We start from the raw sequence: 15,574 nt of genomic DNA on the forward strand, positions 1-15,574 counted from the left end.
TCGTGAGGTTTTAGGGTGCAGAGCGGGCCTCGCAACGGAACCTAATCCAGGCTGATCGGACCGAGCTCCTCCAAGAGGTCACCGGGGCCCGGGTTGCCGGCAACGGACGAACCGCCGAGGTGGTTCACCACGCCCCACACAGCGTTGAGGCCGGTGGTCACAGCTCCTTCGGCCCAGCCCGCAGTGAAGGACACGTCATCCCCGGCAAGGAAGATGCCGCGCTGGTGCTCGGGCAACTTGTCCTGCTTGAAGTGCGTGAAAAGCCGCTGCTGGTATCGGTAGTGCCCGGGCAGGTTGGCTTTGAAGGCGCCCATGAAGTTGGGGTCCGCCTCCCAGGACACGGTGATGGGTTGGCCAACGATGTGGCTCGCGATGTCCACGCCGGGATAGATCTGCTCCAAGGAGTGCAGCATCAGCTTCACGCGTTCCTCGGCGCTGAGCGCCAGCCACTTCAGGGCGTCGTCGTTCCAGGTGTAGGACAGGAGGATGACAGCGGGCTTGTCCGGGCCGTCGTCGAGCAGGTACGTGGCCCGGTTGAGGCGGTCGGTGAGGGTCATGGACAAAACTTCGTGCCCGGTCTCCGGGTCGATGTCCTTCCAGAACGGTCTGTCCACCATGACGAACGTCTTGGACGACTGCATGTAGTGCGAGCGCTCGATCGCCGTCCACAGCTCGGCCGGGAACAGCGCTTCCTCGGTGTGGATGCGCGTTGACAGGAGCCACGATTGGCAGGTGGTCACCACGGCCTGGTACGTCGCTTCGCGGCCCCAGTTCTCCCGGACCAGGAGGTCGCCGTTTTCTGCGCGGCGGATGTTGTCCACCGCACCGCGTGGCGAGCCGGAGTGCAAGGACGAAAGGGACGTCCCTTCCGGCCAGTGCTTAATGCCCGACGGCGCGTGGTTCCAGAGTGCCTCGGGGAGCCTTTGCGCTCCTCCCGCGATGGAGCGGTGCTGATCGTCGGCGTCGGTGTAAACAACCCGGAGGATTTCGAGGATGGAGTTGGGGAAGTCCGTGTCCCAGCCGCCGGTCCCGAAGCCCACCTGGCCGAACGCTTCACGGTGCGCGAAGCCGGCTTCCTTGAAGGACTTGCTGGCAGCGATGAAGCCGTAGAAGGTTTGCTCGTCCAGTTCAGGCAGAAGCGCGTTCCACAGCTCCTTGATCCGCCGGGTGTCGCGGGCCTTGATGGCTTCCTGCATTTCGGCGAAGGCCGCGCCGTCGTTCACTGCGGCCTTCCAGGCATCGGCGACTTCGCGGAAGAACTCCGGCAGCTCATCAGCGGTGGTGGCATAGTGCTTCTTGCCGGCGAGCTCAATGACGGTGCTGGACGTGGCCGGGGCCATGGGGTTGGGGAAGTCGTTAGTGTCCAGGCCCAGCAGGTCCACGTAGTGGTAGAACGCCTTACCCGAGACCGGGAAGCGCATGCCGCCAAGGTCGGCTGTGACGCCGGGGGCGGACGGGAAGCTGGCTGTCCTGAGACGGCCACCGATCTGGTCGGCCTCGTAGATGACCGGTTTGAGGCCGAGCTTCATCAGTTCGTAGGCGGTGACCAGCCCGGACAGGCCGGCACCGATGATGGCCACTTCGGTGCCGTACAGCTCTTCTGGAACGGAGCCCAGCCCGTCAGGGTGGTCCAGGTAGTGGTCGTAGCTGAAGGGGAAGTCCGGATTCAGCATGGTGATCGGTGCTTCTCCGGGCGCTCCGGCGTCATCGACGTGAGGGAGTTCGGTGGCAATGGTCATGGGTTGTCTGCTTTCACAGGTTCCGGGCTGACGGCCCTGGTGGTCATTTCACGGTAGTCCTGCTCAGTGAGCGCGGCTACCTTGGAGTTCCGGCGTCCATAGCCGAAGTAGATGGCGATGCCCACCAACATCCATACCCCGAACGTCACCCAGGTGTCGGCGCCGAGGTTGAGCATCAAGTACGCGCACATCAGGGTGCCCAGTATCGGCGTGATGGGGTACAGCGGAACCCGGAAGCTGCGCTCAAGGTCAGGACGGTTGCGCCGGAGGTAGATGACGGCGACATTGACCAGTGCGAAAGCGAAGAGCGTGCCGATGCTGGTGGCGTCGGCCAGGGCCCCGAGCGGGACAAGCCCGGCGGTGAGGGCGACGACTGACCCGATGATCAGGGTTCCGGCCACCGGGGTGCCGGTTCGGCGGGAGACGCGGCCAAAGACCTTGGGCACCATGCCATCGCGGGACATGGACAGCATGATGCGTGTCTGTCCGTAGAGGACGGTGAGAACGATGCTGGCGATCGCCAGGACGGCGCCCACCGAGAAGACAAGTGCGATCCACGGCTGGCCGGTGATTTCGTGGAGGATCTGAACCAATGCGGCTTCGGTCCCATCAAACCAGCCCCAGGGACGGGCTCCGATGGCGGCGACGGAAACCAGGACATAGATGCTGGTGACGATCACCATGGAGAGCAAGATGGCGCGGGGAAGGTCACGTTTGGGGTTCTTGGCTTCCTCGCCGGCGGTGGAGGCAGCATCAAAGCCGATGTAGGAGAAGAAGACGCTCGACGCCGCGGCAGAAACACCGGCTGCACCCATGGGCATGAGCGGCTCGAAGTTCCCTGCGTTGAAGGCAGTGAAGGCTACAGCGCAGAAGAAGATCAGGATGCCCACCTTGATGATGACGATTGTGGTGTTGATCCAGGCGCTTTCCCGTGCACCCCGCACCAGCAGGATCATGGCAAGCACCACGATGATCAGCGCGGGGAGGTTGAGTACGCCCCCATCGCCCGGGGGCTGGCTGATGGCATCAGGCAGGACCTGCCCAAACGCTGCCAACGTCTCATTGACGTACTGCCCCGCACCCACGGCTACAGCTGCGACAGAGACCGCATACTCCAGCACCAGGCACCACCCGCAAATCCAGGCCATGCCCTCACCCATGGTGGCGTAGGAATAGGAATAACTGGATCCTGCCACGGGGACGAGGCCGGCCATTTCGGCGTAGGAAACAGCCGAGAGGAGCGCGGCCACGCCGGCGATGACGAAGGAGATCCAAATGGCCGGTCCCGCCAGCGGCACGGATTCGCCCAGGATCACCAGGATGCCGGTGCCAAGCGTGGCACCAACACTGATCATGGTCAGCTGGAGTACCCCAAAGCTGCGGACCAACGGCGTACCGCCCTCGCCGCCTCCGGCTTCATCGACCATCTGGCCGATGGGCTTGCGGCGCAGGAGCTGCGCACCGAGGCTCGGCCTCATCACGCTCACCGCCGCTTCGTTTTTGGTGTTCACAGGCACGGTCACCCTTGACGTCCCTTCAAAGTAGTTTCGATTTCCCCTCCACAAGACTGGCATGTGAGCCACCTCTCACTGCGGTGCAAAATGACCTATAGTGTTCAACCATGAGACGTAATGCACAGTATCAAGGGGGAGCCCCGGCCGCCCTTTCCGGACAGGTCACCGTAGACCTGTCCGCAATTTCAGACAATGTCCGGTCCCTGAAAAAGCGCAGCGAAGCGCCATATTTTATGGCCGTCGTGAAGGGCAATGCCTATGGTCATGGACTCGTGGAAGTGGCCCGCGAAGCAGTTGCGGCGGGCGCGGACTGGCTGGGAACCGCGCAGCTCACCGAAGCCATCGCGCTACGGCAAGCCGGAATCACCGTCCCCATCCTTTCCTGGCTTTATCTGGCATCCCAGACAAGCGCCACCATTCTTGAAGCCCTCGAAAACGACGTTGATGTTTCGCTTGGAAGCGTCGGCCAACTGGAGGTCCTGGTAGGCATCGCTGGACGCCTTGGTCGGCCCGCCGTCGTGCATTTGGAGCTTGACAGCGGCCTCAGCCGCGGTGGCGCGCGCAAGGAGGATTGGGCCGAACTGGTAGCCCGGGCGCGGCAGGCCGAACTCGACGGGACCCTGCGCGTTCGCGGCCTCTGGACCCACCTGGCCTGGGCCGATGTTCCCGCGCACCCCGGCAACGCCACCGCCGTCGCCGAGTTCGAAGACGCGGTACGTCAGGCCCGGGAAGCCGGCCTCACCCCCGCACTCCGGCACGTGTCCAGCTCCGCCAACATCCTGGACCGGCCCGAATTCCACTTCGACATGGTCCGGGCAGGACTGGCCATTTACGGCCTCGCCCCCGCCGATCACCTTGACCCGGCAGACTTCGGGCTGCGTCCCGCACTCAGCGTCACCGCCCCGCTGGTGATGGTCAAAAAAGTCCCGGCCGGCACCGGCGTGAGCTACGAACACCAGGCCATCACCTACGAGCCCCGCTACCTCGGACTGATCCCGCTCGGCTACGCGGACGGCATCCCCAAAGGCATCAGCGGACGCTCGGTGGTGAACATCGCAGGCCGCGCCGTACCGGTGATCGGCAAGGTCTGCATGGACCAGTTCATGGTCGACCTGGGCCCGGACGCCACCGGAATCGACGTCGGTGATACAGCTGTGCTGTTCGGGGACCCTGCCTGCGGGGCGGCGAGCGCCGACGATTGGGGCGCCGCAATCGGCAGCCACGGGGACGAAATCATCAACAGGATCGCCCCGCGCCTGCCCCGGGCCTACGCCACAGCCGCTTACCAGTGCCCCGACTACCAGGAGCCGGCAGCCGCCGGGCCGGGCAATGTCGCCTGAGCCCGCCACCGCCCGCCTGAGTTTCGTCACGCTGGAACAGTTCCTGGAGCAGCTGCCGCCGGAGTTGAAAATGCTTCACGACGGCGGCAGCGGCTCCTCGCTGCTGCGATGGGTGGAACCGAGTGAGCTTGAGGACCCCACGCCCTACCTGCCCGAGGGCGAGTTCCTCCTGACCGCCGGGCTGCCTTTCCTTGGGGAGGGCGGCTCGGCGGAGAAGGTTGACGCCTACGTCCAGCGGCTGGTGGAAGCGAAGGTGGCGGCACTTGGATTCGGGATCAGGCCCTATTTCGACGGCGTTCCTGACGTGCTGCTGGACGCTTGCCGCAGGCACAACCTCACCCTGTTCGAGGTGCCCGAATCCGTGCCCTTCGCGGCGATCGGCTTGGAGTTCTCGCAGCTCCTGGAAAGCGACAACGCACGGGTGTTCCGCCATCTGGCCGACACCAACCGACAACTCATGCGGGCAGTCCTCTCCCCCAGGCCCGAACACGAGCTGCTCGCCGCACTCGTGCAGCGGGTGCCGGTGTGGGCCGTGCTGGTGGGCGCGGACGGACGGGTCCGGGCGCGCGGGCACAATGCCGGCGGCAGCACCGGCGTCGAACATTCCCTCCTGGAACCGATGCTGGGCAGGTTGCTGTCCGGGAGCGGGCCGCGCGTGGAGATGGACGGCTTCGACCAGCCGGGGTCGGCACTGGTGTTCGGGCATCCGCTGCGCAGCACCAAGGACGCGAACCTGGGTGCCTTGATCCTCGGCTCGGACACGCCCCTGACACCTGCGCAGAACAACGTAGTGCAAGCTGCGGTGGGGTTGCTGGAGCTGCTGGTGAGGCAGAGGACCAGCGGCTCCCTCGCCCCGAGCCAATTGGCCACGGCGGTCCTCCTGCACCCGGAATCGCTGGCCACGGGCGGGACCAAACATGTCAACGGTTTGAAGGACCTGCTTGCGCAGAGCCTGTCCTCCACGCGGTCGGCGCAGATGCGGGTTGTGCAGGGGGTCCGGGTGGACGGCGCGGCGGATGAAGGGCCCGTGCGGGAGCTGCTGCAATGGAGGCGGCTGTTCGATACCAAACTCGTGGAGATTACCGACTATGGTTTCGCGGCCATCACCCGGCTGCGCGTTGACGATTCCTTGCTGGCAGATGTCGAGAAACTCGGTTGGCGGCTGGTGATCGGAGAGCCAACGGAACTGACCGGGCTCACGGCAGCGTACCAGCGGGCAAGCTCGTTGCGGAGCCGTGTCGTGTCCAGTGGAGCCAGTGCCCGCGTGGATGAGATTTCGTGGACCGTGGCCGGTCTCTTGGGACGTGATGCGGGGAGCATGCTGGCGTCACGGCTGTTGTCTCCCGTGCTGTCGCTGGAGCCGGACCGCAGGGATCCGCTGTTGGGCGTCCTGCGCGGCTGGCTCAGTGAAAATGGCAGCTGGGACGGTTCGGCCAAACTCCTGGGGCTGCACCGCAACAGCGTGCGTCGCCAAATCGGCGTGCTTGGGGAGCTGTTGGAGATGGACCTCAACCAGGCACAGGTGCGGGCCGAGTTGTGGTTTGCCCTGCAGTACGTGGACGATCTCCTGGCAGCGGGCGCCACCGCTTCAGAATAGGCTCGACCCTATGGAAACCTTGGCTGTCATAGCGGTGCCGATCGCCCTTGCCCTCGGCGTCGTCTGGAGAAGCTTCCGCCAAAAGAGGAAGGCGAAGGACAAGCCACCCGCCCACAGGGGAACATTCCAATCCCAGCGTGGCCGGGTTTACCGGGACGGCGGTACGTACAGGAACGCCAGCCCGAGTGACGGCACGGGCGGGGGCTATTAGTCCGCGCGGCTGCCTGAGGGTGGATAGCGGACAGCGTTAGTTGCCATGTTCCCAGCTGCCATAAAGGTCCGGCCGTCGTTCGCGCAGGTATGGGACTTCAGCCCGTGCCGCCTTAACGGCTTCCGTGCCCACCTCGGCGAACAGCAGCGTCGCGGACTCCCCCGCGGCGGCAAGCAACGAGCCGTCCGGTCCGGCCACCACGCTGCCGCCCAGGAAGTTGTAGACGTCCTCGTGTCCGGAATGGTTGGCGTAGGCCACGTTGAGCTGGCTTTCCAAAGCGCGGGCCCGGATGAGGACCTGTGGGACGTTCTCGAATCCGGCGGACAGGGCTGTTGGCACGAGTAGAAGTTCGGCACCCCTGGTTGCTGCGGCCCTGACGGCTTCCGGGAATTCGACGTCGTAGCAGATCAGCATCGACGTCCGGATACCATTGAAATCCACGACGGCGGGAGGTTCTTGGGCGCCGACGAACGCCTTGTGTTCCTCCTGGCCAAAAAGGTGGACCTTGGCGTAGTTGAGGACCTCGGCGCCGGTTGCGTCCAGCAAAGTAGCCGTGATGTTCCAGGCGCCATGAGTTGCAGGCGACTCTGCGCCGTCGTGCGTTTCTTGGCCCGACGCTACGGCAGGAAGGCTGTAGACCAAGCCAATGCCGTGCTTGCGGGCGATCCCGGCGAGCCGTTCCCGAATGCCTGGCAGCGTGGCGGGGTCGAGTTCAGCATGCAGCCGCAGTGGTGCGTATCCAACAGGAAACAGCTCCGGCGTGAGGAGCAGCCCGGCACCGGCGTGGGCGGCTCGCTGCGCGGCGTCGTCGATGGTGCGCAGGTTCGCCTCGACATCCATGACGGAAGCGTTGGCCTGCAGGACGGATAGCAGCATCATTACCACCTAGGTTTTCGCTAAATCCCGGACGCTCGTCTCAAGGCCGGGACGTTTCTTGATTCAAGCCTAGGCCGGGAACCGTCCTGGCGACTGAGGCAATTGGACCCGCGGACTTCCAAAATGGGACGCATTGCCCGCTCCCGTCGCGTTGTGAGGCCCGCTCTGCACGGTACGGCGCGCACTAACCCCGCAAACCGGGCCCCGCAATGCTTAGAGGGCTTCACAAGGGGTACATAGCCAATCATCTTGTGTTGGAGTATGTCGGTGAAGCTTGACTCACTGTGTTCACTTCTTGACTACAAGGATGCTTCTGGGGCAATCTTCTTGTCATGCCCGCTACACAGCGCTCAACGAAGAGCCACCCTCGAAAACCCGGCTCGCAGTCGGCGCTCCGCCACCTGAATCAACAGCGCATCATCGAGTGCTTGCTGAGCGGGCCATCCACGCAGGCAGAGCTTTCGCGTCAGACCGGGCTCTCAACGGCAACGGTGTCCAACATCGTCAAAATCATGCAGGACGCCGGCCTCGTCTCCACTGAACCCACCACCAGTTCCGGCCGCAGAGCCACCAACGTGAGGCTGAACAGCAACGGTGCGGTCGCCGTCGGAATCGACTTTGGACGCCGCCACCTGCGGGTGGTGCTGGCCTCACTGGGCTACCACGTCATTGCCGAGGATTACATCGAATTGCCGCTCGGTCACCAGGCAGAAGAAGGCATTGAAGCGGCCGTCCAACTGCTGGAAAAACTGCTCCGCGAAAACGGTATCGACCGGACCGCCGTGGTGGGAGCCGGCGCGGGTATTCCGGGACCCATTGACCGACGAACAGGCACCGTGGCCCAAGGTGCGATCCTGCCCGAATGGGTGGGCATCGACATCCTCCACCGGCTGGAGGAAGCACTCAATTGCCCCGTATTCGTTGACAACGACGCGAACTTGGGCGCACTGTCCGAAGTGACATGGGGACCGCACAGCGGCGTCTCCAACCTGATGTTCCTCAAGATCGGATCCGGCATCGGCGCGGGCCTGATCCTCAATGGATTTCCCTATTACGGCAACGTGGGAATCACCGGGGAGATCGGCCACGCAACCATCCACGAGCATGGACTGGTGTGCCGGTGCGGGAACAGGGGTTGCCTCGAAACGATCGCCTCCACAACCACCATGATCGAGTTGCTGGGGCGTGGGCAAGAGTCGCTCCTGACACCCCAGGATATTGTCCGCAATTGCCTCGCCGGGGACTCCGCGACGCAGCGGGTGGTGGACGACGCCGGACTGGCCGTCGGCCGCGCTTTGGGCAACGTATCCAACCTGATCAACCCGGAGGTGATCGTGGTGGGTGGTCCTCTCGCGGGGCTCGGTGACCTGCTGCTGGACCCAATCCGCCGCGGACTGGTCAGGCACGCAGTGCCCGTTGTGGGCGAGACGACACACCTGGCCATGTCCTCGCTGGGGGCACGTGCAGAGGCGCTCGGAGCGGCCGCTTTGGTGTTCCAACACGCGGGTATTACTGGCAGGTAACGAAATCGTTAGCTGGATGATGCGTTCAAGTCTTGACGACAAGCCGGGTGATCCAGTTTACTTTTTCATCAGACAGCTCCGCCGTTTGCGGGGCCGACAACGAAGTCATGCATTGGAGGCGTAAGGGCTGATGACATCCCTCGACACGCAAGGTGATCCCATCCTTTTGGAGATGCGTTCGATCACGAAGGAATTCCCGGGCGTGAAGGCACTGTCCAATGTGAGCCTCCGGGTGATGGCTGGCGAAATCCACGCCATCTGTGGTGAAAACGGAGCAGGGAAATCCACCCTCATGAAGGTCCTCTCCGGCGTTTACCCTTACGGGAGCTACACGGGCGACATCGTGTACCAGGCCGAGACGCAGCAGTTCAAGGACATCCGTGCCAGCGAGGCCGCAGGCATCGTGATCATCCACCAGGAACTGGCATTGATCCCGGAACTGTCCATCATGGAGAACATCTTCCTGGGCAACGAACCCACAAAGTGGGGCGTTATCGACTGGGCGGAAGCCCGCAAGCGCTCCCTGGAACTGCTGGCCCGCGTAGGCCTGCGGGACGACCCCGATACCCCCATCAAGGAAATCGGCGTCGGCAAGCAGCAGCTCGTGGAAATCGCCAAAGCGCTGAACAAGTCGGTAAAGCTCCTGATCCTGGACGAACCAACGGCTGCGCTGAACGAATCCGACTCCCAGCACCTGCTCGACTTGATCCTTGGCCTGAAGGGTAAGGGCGTCACCTCGATCATCATTTCCCACAAGCTCAACGAGATCGAACAGATCGCCGATGAGATCACCATCATCCGCGACGGCAAGTCGATCGAGACCTTGAACGTCAAACGCGACGGCGTGGACGAAGACCGCATCATCAAGGGCATGGTGGGCAGGACGCTCGAGTCGCGCTTCCCGGACCACGAGCCCAAGATCGGCGAAGTCTTCTTCGAGGTCAAGGACTGGACCGTGGGCCACCCGCAGATCCAGGACCGCCTGATCTGCAAGGGCTCCAACTTCTACGTACGGCGTGGCGAGATTGTGGGCTTCGCCGGCCTGATGGGTGCCGGGCGGACCGAACTGGCCCGTTCCTTGTTCGGCCACTCCTACGGCCGCTTCATCAAGGGCCAGGTGTACAAGGACGGCAAGCCGGTGAACCTCCGCAGCGTGCGGGCAGCGATCGACGCCGGACTCGGCTACGTCACCGAGGACCGCAAGTCCCTGGGCCTGAACCTGTTGGATGACATCAAGACCACCACAGTGGCGGCGGCCCTGGACAAGATCAGCAACTACACGGTGGTGGATACCCGCAAGGAGTTCTCCGTAGCGGAGGACTACCGCAAGTCACTGCGCACCAAGACCCCCTCGGTTGAGGAAGGCGTAGCAAAGCTTTCCGGTGGCAACCAGCAAAAGGTGGTGCTTGCCAAGTGGATGTTCACCGATCCCGACCTCCTGATCCTGGACGAACCGACCCGCGGAATCGACGTCGGCGCCAAGTACGAGATTTACGGCATCATCCAGAAGCTGGCGAACCAGGGCAAGGGAGTGATTGTCATTTCCTCGGAGCTTCCTGAGCTCCTGGGCCTGTCCGACCGCATCTACACCATCTTCGAAGGCGCCATCACCGGCGTCCTGGACAAGAACGAAGCAGACCAGGAAAGCCTCATGAAACTCATGACTTCCGCCCGCAAATCCGCCTGACCCGTTGGCCCAGCCTCACCCCTTCCTGACACAAGGACCAAAACAATGAACGCGCTCAAGAAGCTATTTGGTGGCAATACCCGCCAGTTCGGCATGATCTTCGCCCTGGTGGCACTTATCGTCTTCTTCCAGATCTTCACCGAGGGACGCACGCTCACCCCCGGCAACGTGATCAACCTGTTCAACGGCAACTCCTACATCCTGATCCTGGCCATCGGCATGGTGCTGGTCATCATCGCCGGCCACATTGATCTTTCCGTGGGCTCGGTGGCCGCTTTCGTGGGCGTCTTCGTGGCTCTCGCGATGCGGGACTGGGGCTTCCCCTGGTGGGTCGGGGTGCTCTTCGGCCTGTTCCTGGGCGCGGTGATCGGTGCCTGGCAAGGGTTCTGGGTGGCCTACGTGGGCATACCTGCCTTCATCGTGACACTGGCCGGCATGCTGCTTTTCCGCGGCTTCAACCAGTTCGTGGGCAAGTCCAACACCATTCCCGTTCCCAAGGAATTCCAGTTCATCGGTTCCGGGTACCTTCCTGAAATCGGGCCGAACACCGGCTTCAACAACCTCACCGTGCTTATTGGCCTGGTCGCCATCGCCTTCGTGATCATCATGTCCCTGCGTGCCCGTGCCGCAGCCAAGGCCCTTGGCGCCGAAGTTCCGGAACTCTGGGTTGAGGTCACCAAGCTGGTCCTGATCTGCGGTGCGATCCTCTACGCAACGTACCTGTTCGCCACCGGCCGTCCCGGCACCTCCTTCCCCATCCCCGGCCTGATCCTGGCTGTGCTGGTCCTCATCTACGGCTTCATCGCCGACAAGACGGTCCTCGGCCGCCACGTCTACGCGGTGGGTGGCAACCGCCACGCAGCGGAACTGTCCGGTGTGCAGTCCAAGAAGGTCAACTTCATGGTCATGATGAACATGTCCATCCTGGCTGGCCTGGCCGGCATGATCTTCGTAGCCCGCTCCACCGCATCGGGTCCGTTCGACGGCGTCGGTTGGGAACTGGATGCCATCGCCGCAGTCTTCATCGGTGGCGCTGCCGTCACCGGTGGTGTTGGTACGGTTATCGGCTCGATCGTCGGTGGTCTGGTCATGGCTGTCCTGAACAACGGCCTCCAGCTCCTCGGCGTTGGCGCCGACCTCACCCAGATCATCAAGGGCCTGGTGCTCCTGGCCGCCGTGGCCTTCGATGTCTACAACAAGTCCCAGGGCAAGCGCTCCATCACCGGCATGTTGATGAAGAACTTCCAGCGCAACAACGAGATCCAGCCCCAAGAAGCCACCTCCACCAAAGAGGTCATTTCCAAGGAAGCCTGACAGGTTTCCGCACGACTCGCTCCACCCCACCCACACAGAAAGTGAACCAAGATATGCGAATGTTTGGTAAAGCAGGAAAGGCAGCAGCAGTCGCTGCCATCGCGGCACTGGCGCTGACGGCCTGCGGCCGCACTGACAGCGGCTCAAGCAGCAGCACAGCTGGCGGGGAAGCGTTCCCCAAGGACTCGCTGATCGGCGTCGCACTTCCGCAGAAAACCAGTGAGAACTGGGTCCTGGCGGAGAAGCTGTTCAACGACGGCCTCACCGGCGCCGGCTTCAAGGCCGACGTCCAGTTCGCCAACGGCGGCGTGTCCGAGCAGCAGAACCAGATCAGTGCCATGGTCACCAAGGGTGCCAAGGTGATCATTGTGGGTGCCATCGACGGCGCCCAGCTGGGTACGCAGCTCAAGCAGGCCAAGGATTCCGGCGCAACGGTCATCGCTTATGACCGCCTGCTCCTGAACACCGAGAACGTGGACTACTACGTGGCCTACGACAACTTCAAGGTTGGTGTCCTCCAGGGCCAGGCCCTGCTGGACGGCATGAAGGCCAAGAAGCCGTCCGGCCCGTACAACATTGAGCTCTTCGCCGGTTCCCCCGACGATGCCAACGCGAAGGTCTTCTTCGACGGCGCCATGAGCGTCCTGAAGCCGAAGATGGACGACGGCACCCTGAAGGTAGTTTCCGGCCAGACCTCGTTCGAGCAGGCTGTTACCCAGGGTTGGAAGGCTGAAAACGCCCAGCGTCGCGCTGACACGCTGCTCACCGGCAGCTACGGCACCGCTTCACTGGACGGCGTCCTGTCCCCGAACGACACCCTGGCCCGTGCAGTGCTGACGTCCGTCAAGGCCGCCGGCAAGCCGCTCCCCGTTGTCACCGGCCAGGACTCCGAAGTTGAGTCCGTCAAGTCGATCATGGCCGGCGAGCAGTACTCCACCATCAACAAGGACACCCGCAAGCTCGTTGAGCACGCCATCACCATGGTGAAGGACCTCCAGGCAGGAAAGCAGCTGGAGATCAACGACAAGGACTCCTACAACAACGGCGTCAAGACCGTTCCGGCATTCCTCCTGCCGCCACAGATCGTGACCAAGGAGAACGTCAAGACGGCTTACGTTGACGATCCGGTATTGGGCCCGATCACCAAGTAACACCTCTTTGCAGCAAGCCCGGTCCGCCAAACAGGCGGGCCGGGCTTTTGCTTTGGCAGCCCACGCTTTCACAGCCCACACATAGCTTCGGCTGGTGCACCGCACAGCAGCGCTCAGCAGTGTTGGTCCTGCGGCCCGCGCCTGAGCGGGCCGGACAATCTGCAGGTCCAGAGGAGAAACGTGAGCGTCCTTGCCCGAAGCGTAGGCAATGCCTTCCGCAACAAGATCAGAACGGCGGCGGTTGTTGCCGTCCTGGCCGTAGCCATCGGCTTGGCTTTGGCCATGCTCGTGGCCAACCAGGCCGTCGGTGCCAAGGTCCAGGAGCTGAACGCCTCCGTGGGGACCACCCTGACCGTCAACCCCGCAGGCGGGCAAGGCTTCGAAGGCGGCGGTGAACCGCTCACGACGACGGAAGCCCAGACCGTGGCCTCGGTCGCCAACGTGACGTCCGTGGTGGGAACCAAGGCGCTGCGGCTCCAAACCGCCAGCACGACGACGGCAAGCACCGGAGCGACCACCGGCACCACCCAGCAGGCCGGCCCCGGTGGCGGCTTTGGTCCGGGCGGGCAGCAGGCGACGGTGAGCACCAACCTGACGGCCGCCGTCGACGCCGGAACGCTTGGCAACCGCAACAGCTCCACCGGTTCCACCACCCAGCCGACACGCACCTTGCCCATCACGGCAACAGGAACCGGCGCCGAGGTGGACAGCACAGGTAAGGCCCTGAACATCACAAGCGGTACCGGCCTGGGCGACTACACCGCGGCCGAAGCTAAAGCCCTGGTTGGCAGCTCGCTTGCCGAGAAAAACAACCTCACCGTGGGCTCAACCTTCACCGTTCAGGACAAAACGTTCACGGTCGCTGGCATCTTCGACGCAGGAACCACTTTTGGCAACAACGCCGTCTACGTGACACTGCCCGAAGCCCAGGCCCTTGCCGCAACCCCTGATGAACTCTCCACCATGATCGTCACGGTCAACAGCATGGAGAACGTGGACAGCACCAAGACCGCCGTCCAAAACGCACTGGGCGCGGACAAAGCCGACGTCACCCAGGGCCAGCGCAACCTCGAAACCGCCGTCAGCTCCCTGAACAGCGTCAAGAACATCTCCCTGATCGCCTTCATCGCCGCACTGGCCACAGCTGGCATCATCATCCTGCTCATCATGGTGATGCTGGTCCGCGAACGCCGCCGCGAAATCGGCGTCCTCAAGGCGATCGGCGCCCCGAACCGCACCATAGGCCTGCAATTCGTGCTGGAGTCCCTGGTGCTCGTGGCCCTCGGCAGCGTAGTGGGTGCCGTCATTGCCTCCCTTGCCAGCGGCGGCATCGCTTCCGCGCTGATCAGTTCCAACACCACCACGACGGCGGCCACCAGGACCCAGCGGGGTGGCGGCCTGGCCGGAGCCGTGCCGAACGGTGCACTGCCCGGTGGTGGCGGCTTCCCGGGTGGTGGGCAGGGAGGTCCGTTCGGCGGCGCTTCCCAACTGCTGACCTCCGTTACGGCCAGCGTCTCCCCCGGTGTGCTCGCTGCAGGCATCGCAGCCGTGTTCGCTGTAGCCATCATCGGCGCCCTGATACCCGCGCTGCTGACTGCACGTATCCGCCCCATCGAAGTACTCCGAGGAGAATAGCTGTGATTGTAGTCAAGGATTTGGTCCGTCAGTTCAAGTCCGGCGACCGGACCATCAAGCCGGTCAACGGCGTCAGCTTTGAACTCGGGAAAGGTTCGCTCGCATCCATCGTCGGCAAGAGCGGCAGCGGCAAAAGCACGCTGTTGTCCCTCCTCGGCGCGCTGGACAAGCCCACTTCGGGAGACGTCGTCGTGGATGGCGTCAGCCTGGCGGGCCTGCCGGACGGCAAACTGACCGAATACCGGCGCCGGGACATCGGCTTCGTGTTCCAGCAGTTCAACCTGATCCCCAACCTCAGCGCCGTGGACAACGTGATGCTGCCCATGGAGTTCGCCGGTGTCCGCAAGTCGGCCCGTTTGCAGCGGGCCAAAGAGCTCTTGGAGCAGGTTCAACTGGATCCGGAGAAGCACGCACGCAGGACCAACCGGCTCTCCGGCGGCGAGCAGCAGCGCGTGGCCATTGCCCGTGCCCTGGCCAACGAACCCAAGCTGATCCTCGCCGATGAGCCCACCGGAAACCTGGACGAGCAGACCGGCGAGCACATCATCGAGCTTCTCAGTTCACTGAGCCGCGACCACAACACCACCATCCTGGTGGTCACCCACGACCGGAGCCTGGCCCAGAAAACCGAGCGCTGCTTCCGGCTGCAACAGGGCCGGCTCACGGAGGAGGTCAGAAGCGGATTGCGTCAATAACCTTGACGCGCACCGCCACCAGGTGGGGCGCGCCCGATTCCCGCCGCGCGCGTCCCGTGTTCCCTGCGGGCGCTCCCGTTTCCGCCGGGCGCACCCCACGCTCCCGGTGTGCGCACCCGTTCCCGCACCGCGCACCAGAGGTTCCGGGTGCGAGCGGCGCGAAAGGGTGCGCACCGCAGCACACCCGAAATCCCACACTCTCCCAGGCCGAGCCCTGGCCGCATCGTGCACAGCGCACCCGTTTCCGCCGGGCGCACCCCACGCTCCCGGTGTGCGCACCCGTTCCCGCACC

Annotated in this window: 12 protein-coding genes; 9 read left to right on the plus strand and 3 right to left on the minus strand. The window is 63.7% G+C overall.

Annotation, left to right across the window (positions count from 1 at the left end; all coding sequences use genetic code 11):
- Positions 1–41: 41 nt before the first annotated feature.
- Positions 42–1,739 carry a flavin monoamine oxidase family protein gene (locus ABHM97_RS04365; RefSeq protein WP_349469731.1) on the minus strand — a complete coding sequence of 566 codons (1,698 nt, stop codon included), beginning with the start codon at positions 1,737–1,739 and terminating at the stop codon, positions 42–44.
- A complete protein-coding gene (locus ABHM97_RS04370; protein WP_349469902.1) occupies positions 1,736–3,217 on the minus strand; it encodes an amino acid permease in 1,482 nt (493 codons plus the stop codon). The genes ABHM97_RS04365 and ABHM97_RS04370 overlap by 4 nt, the downstream gene beginning before the upstream one ends.
- Before the next feature lie 143 nt (positions 3,218–3,360).
- On the opposite strand from ABHM97_RS04370, the gene alr reads away from it, so the two are divergent.
- Genes alr through ABHM97_RS04385 form a run of 3 tightly spaced genes read left to right on the plus strand, consistent with a single transcriptional unit; the run spans position 3,361 to position 6,401 of the window.
- Positions 3,361–4,593, plus strand: coding sequence for an alanine racemase (alr, locus tag ABHM97_RS04375; protein WP_349469732.1), 1,233 nt, complete (start codon positions 3,361–3,363; stop codon positions 4,591–4,593).
- Entirely contained in the window at positions 4,583–6,190 is a 1,608-nt protein-coding gene (locus ABHM97_RS04380) for a PucR family transcriptional regulator (RefSeq protein WP_349469733.1), read from the plus strand. Before alr ends, ABHM97_RS04380 begins: the two co-directional genes overlap by 11 nt.
- Positions 6,191–6,200: 10 nt before the next feature.
- Positions 6,201–6,401 (plus strand): hypothetical protein, encoded by a 201-nt coding sequence (locus ABHM97_RS04385; RefSeq protein ID WP_349469734.1) that lies wholly within the window; start codon positions 6,201–6,203, stop codon positions 6,399–6,401.
- A 36-nt stretch (positions 6,402–6,437) separates the two neighbouring features.
- On the opposite strand, the gene ABHM97_RS04390 is transcribed toward ABHM97_RS04385, so the two are convergent.
- On the minus strand, positions 6,438–7,280 hold the full coding sequence (locus ABHM97_RS04390; RefSeq protein ID WP_349469735.1) for a carbon-nitrogen hydrolase family protein: 843 nt from the start codon (positions 7,278–7,280) through the stop codon (positions 6,438–6,440).
- A gap of 329 nt (positions 7,281–7,609) precedes the next feature.
- Between ABHM97_RS04390 and ABHM97_RS04395 the strand changes: the two genes are divergently transcribed.
- The 6 genes from ABHM97_RS04395 (at position 7,610) to ABHM97_RS04420 (ending at position 15,282) form a co-directional block, all read left to right on the plus strand.
- Positions 7,610–8,800: an ROK family transcriptional regulator gene (locus ABHM97_RS04395; protein WP_235519187.1), complete on the plus strand. Its 1,191-nt coding sequence runs from the start codon at positions 7,610–7,612 to the stop codon at positions 8,798–8,800.
- Positions 8,801–8,930: 130 nt separating this feature from the next.
- Positions 8,931–10,487 (plus strand): multiple monosaccharide ABC transporter ATP-binding protein, encoded by a 1,557-nt coding sequence (gene mmsA, locus ABHM97_RS04400; RefSeq protein WP_235519186.1) that lies wholly within the window; start codon positions 8,931–8,933, stop codon positions 10,485–10,487.
- A gap of 45 nt (positions 10,488–10,532) precedes the next feature.
- Positions 10,533–11,801, plus strand: coding sequence for a multiple monosaccharide ABC transporter permease (gene mmsB, locus ABHM97_RS04405; RefSeq protein ID WP_349469737.1), 1,269 nt, complete (start codon positions 10,533–10,535; stop codon positions 11,799–11,801).
- 53 nt (positions 11,802–11,854) lie between these two features.
- The gene (locus tag ABHM97_RS04410; RefSeq protein WP_257368758.1) at positions 11,855–12,952 is read left to right on the plus strand and encodes a substrate-binding domain-containing protein; all 1,098 of its coding nucleotides are present in this window, start codon (positions 11,855–11,857) and stop codon (positions 12,950–12,952) included.
- A gap of 180 nt (positions 12,953–13,132) precedes the next feature.
- Positions 13,133–14,587: an ABC transporter permease gene (locus tag ABHM97_RS04415; protein WP_349469738.1), complete on the plus strand. Its 1,455-nt coding sequence runs from the start codon at positions 13,133–13,135 to the stop codon at positions 14,585–14,587.
- Between the two features lie 2 nt (positions 14,588–14,589).
- The gene (locus tag ABHM97_RS04420; protein ID WP_349469739.1) at positions 14,590–15,282 is read left to right on the plus strand and encodes an ABC transporter ATP-binding protein; all 693 of its coding nucleotides are present in this window, start codon (positions 14,590–14,592) and stop codon (positions 15,280–15,282) included.
- The last annotated feature ends 292 nt before the right edge of the window (positions 15,283–15,574 follow it).

Origin of the sequence: Paenarthrobacter sp. CAP02 (genome assembly GCF_040137855.1) — a bacterium.
Taxonomy (GTDB): domain Bacteria; phylum Actinomycetota; class Actinomycetes; order Actinomycetales; family Micrococcaceae; genus Arthrobacter.

Bases quoted from the DNA above. Each gene is read 5' to 3' on its own strand.
- ABHM97_RS04385 (WP_349469734.1), top strand. From the start codon at position 6,201: ATGGAAACCTTGGCTGTCATAGCGGTGCCGATCGCCCTTGCCCTCGGC.
- ABHM97_RS04370 (WP_349469902.1), bottom strand. From the start codon at position 3,217: ATGAGGCCGAGCCTCGGTGCGCAGCTCCTGCGCCGCAAGCCCATCGGC.
- ABHM97_RS04390 (WP_349469735.1), bottom strand. From the start codon at position 7,280: ATGATGCTGCTATCCGTCCTGCAGGCCAACGCTTCCGTCATGGATGTC.
- ABHM97_RS04395 (WP_235519187.1), top strand. From the start codon at position 7,610: ATGCCCGCTACACAGCGCTCAACGAAGAGCCACCCTCGAAAACCCGGC.
- ABHM97_RS04365 (WP_349469731.1), bottom strand. From the start codon at position 1,739: ATGACCATTGCCACCGAACTCCCTCACGTCGATGACGCCGGAGCGCCC.
- mmsB (WP_349469737.1), top strand. From the start codon at position 10,533: ATGAACGCGCTCAAGAAGCTATTTGGTGGCAATACCCGCCAGTTCGGC.
- ABHM97_RS04380 (WP_349469733.1), top strand. From the start codon at position 4,583: ATGTCGCCTGAGCCCGCCACCGCCCGCCTGAGTTTCGTCACGCTGGAA.
- mmsA (WP_235519186.1), top strand. From the start codon at position 8,931: ATGACATCCCTCGACACGCAAGGTGATCCCATCCTTTTGGAGATGCGT.
- alr (WP_349469732.1), top strand. From the start codon at position 3,361: ATGAGACGTAATGCACAGTATCAAGGGGGAGCCCCGGCCGCCCTTTCC.
- ABHM97_RS04410 (WP_257368758.1), top strand. From the start codon at position 11,855: ATGCGAATGTTTGGTAAAGCAGGAAAGGCAGCAGCAGTCGCTGCCATC.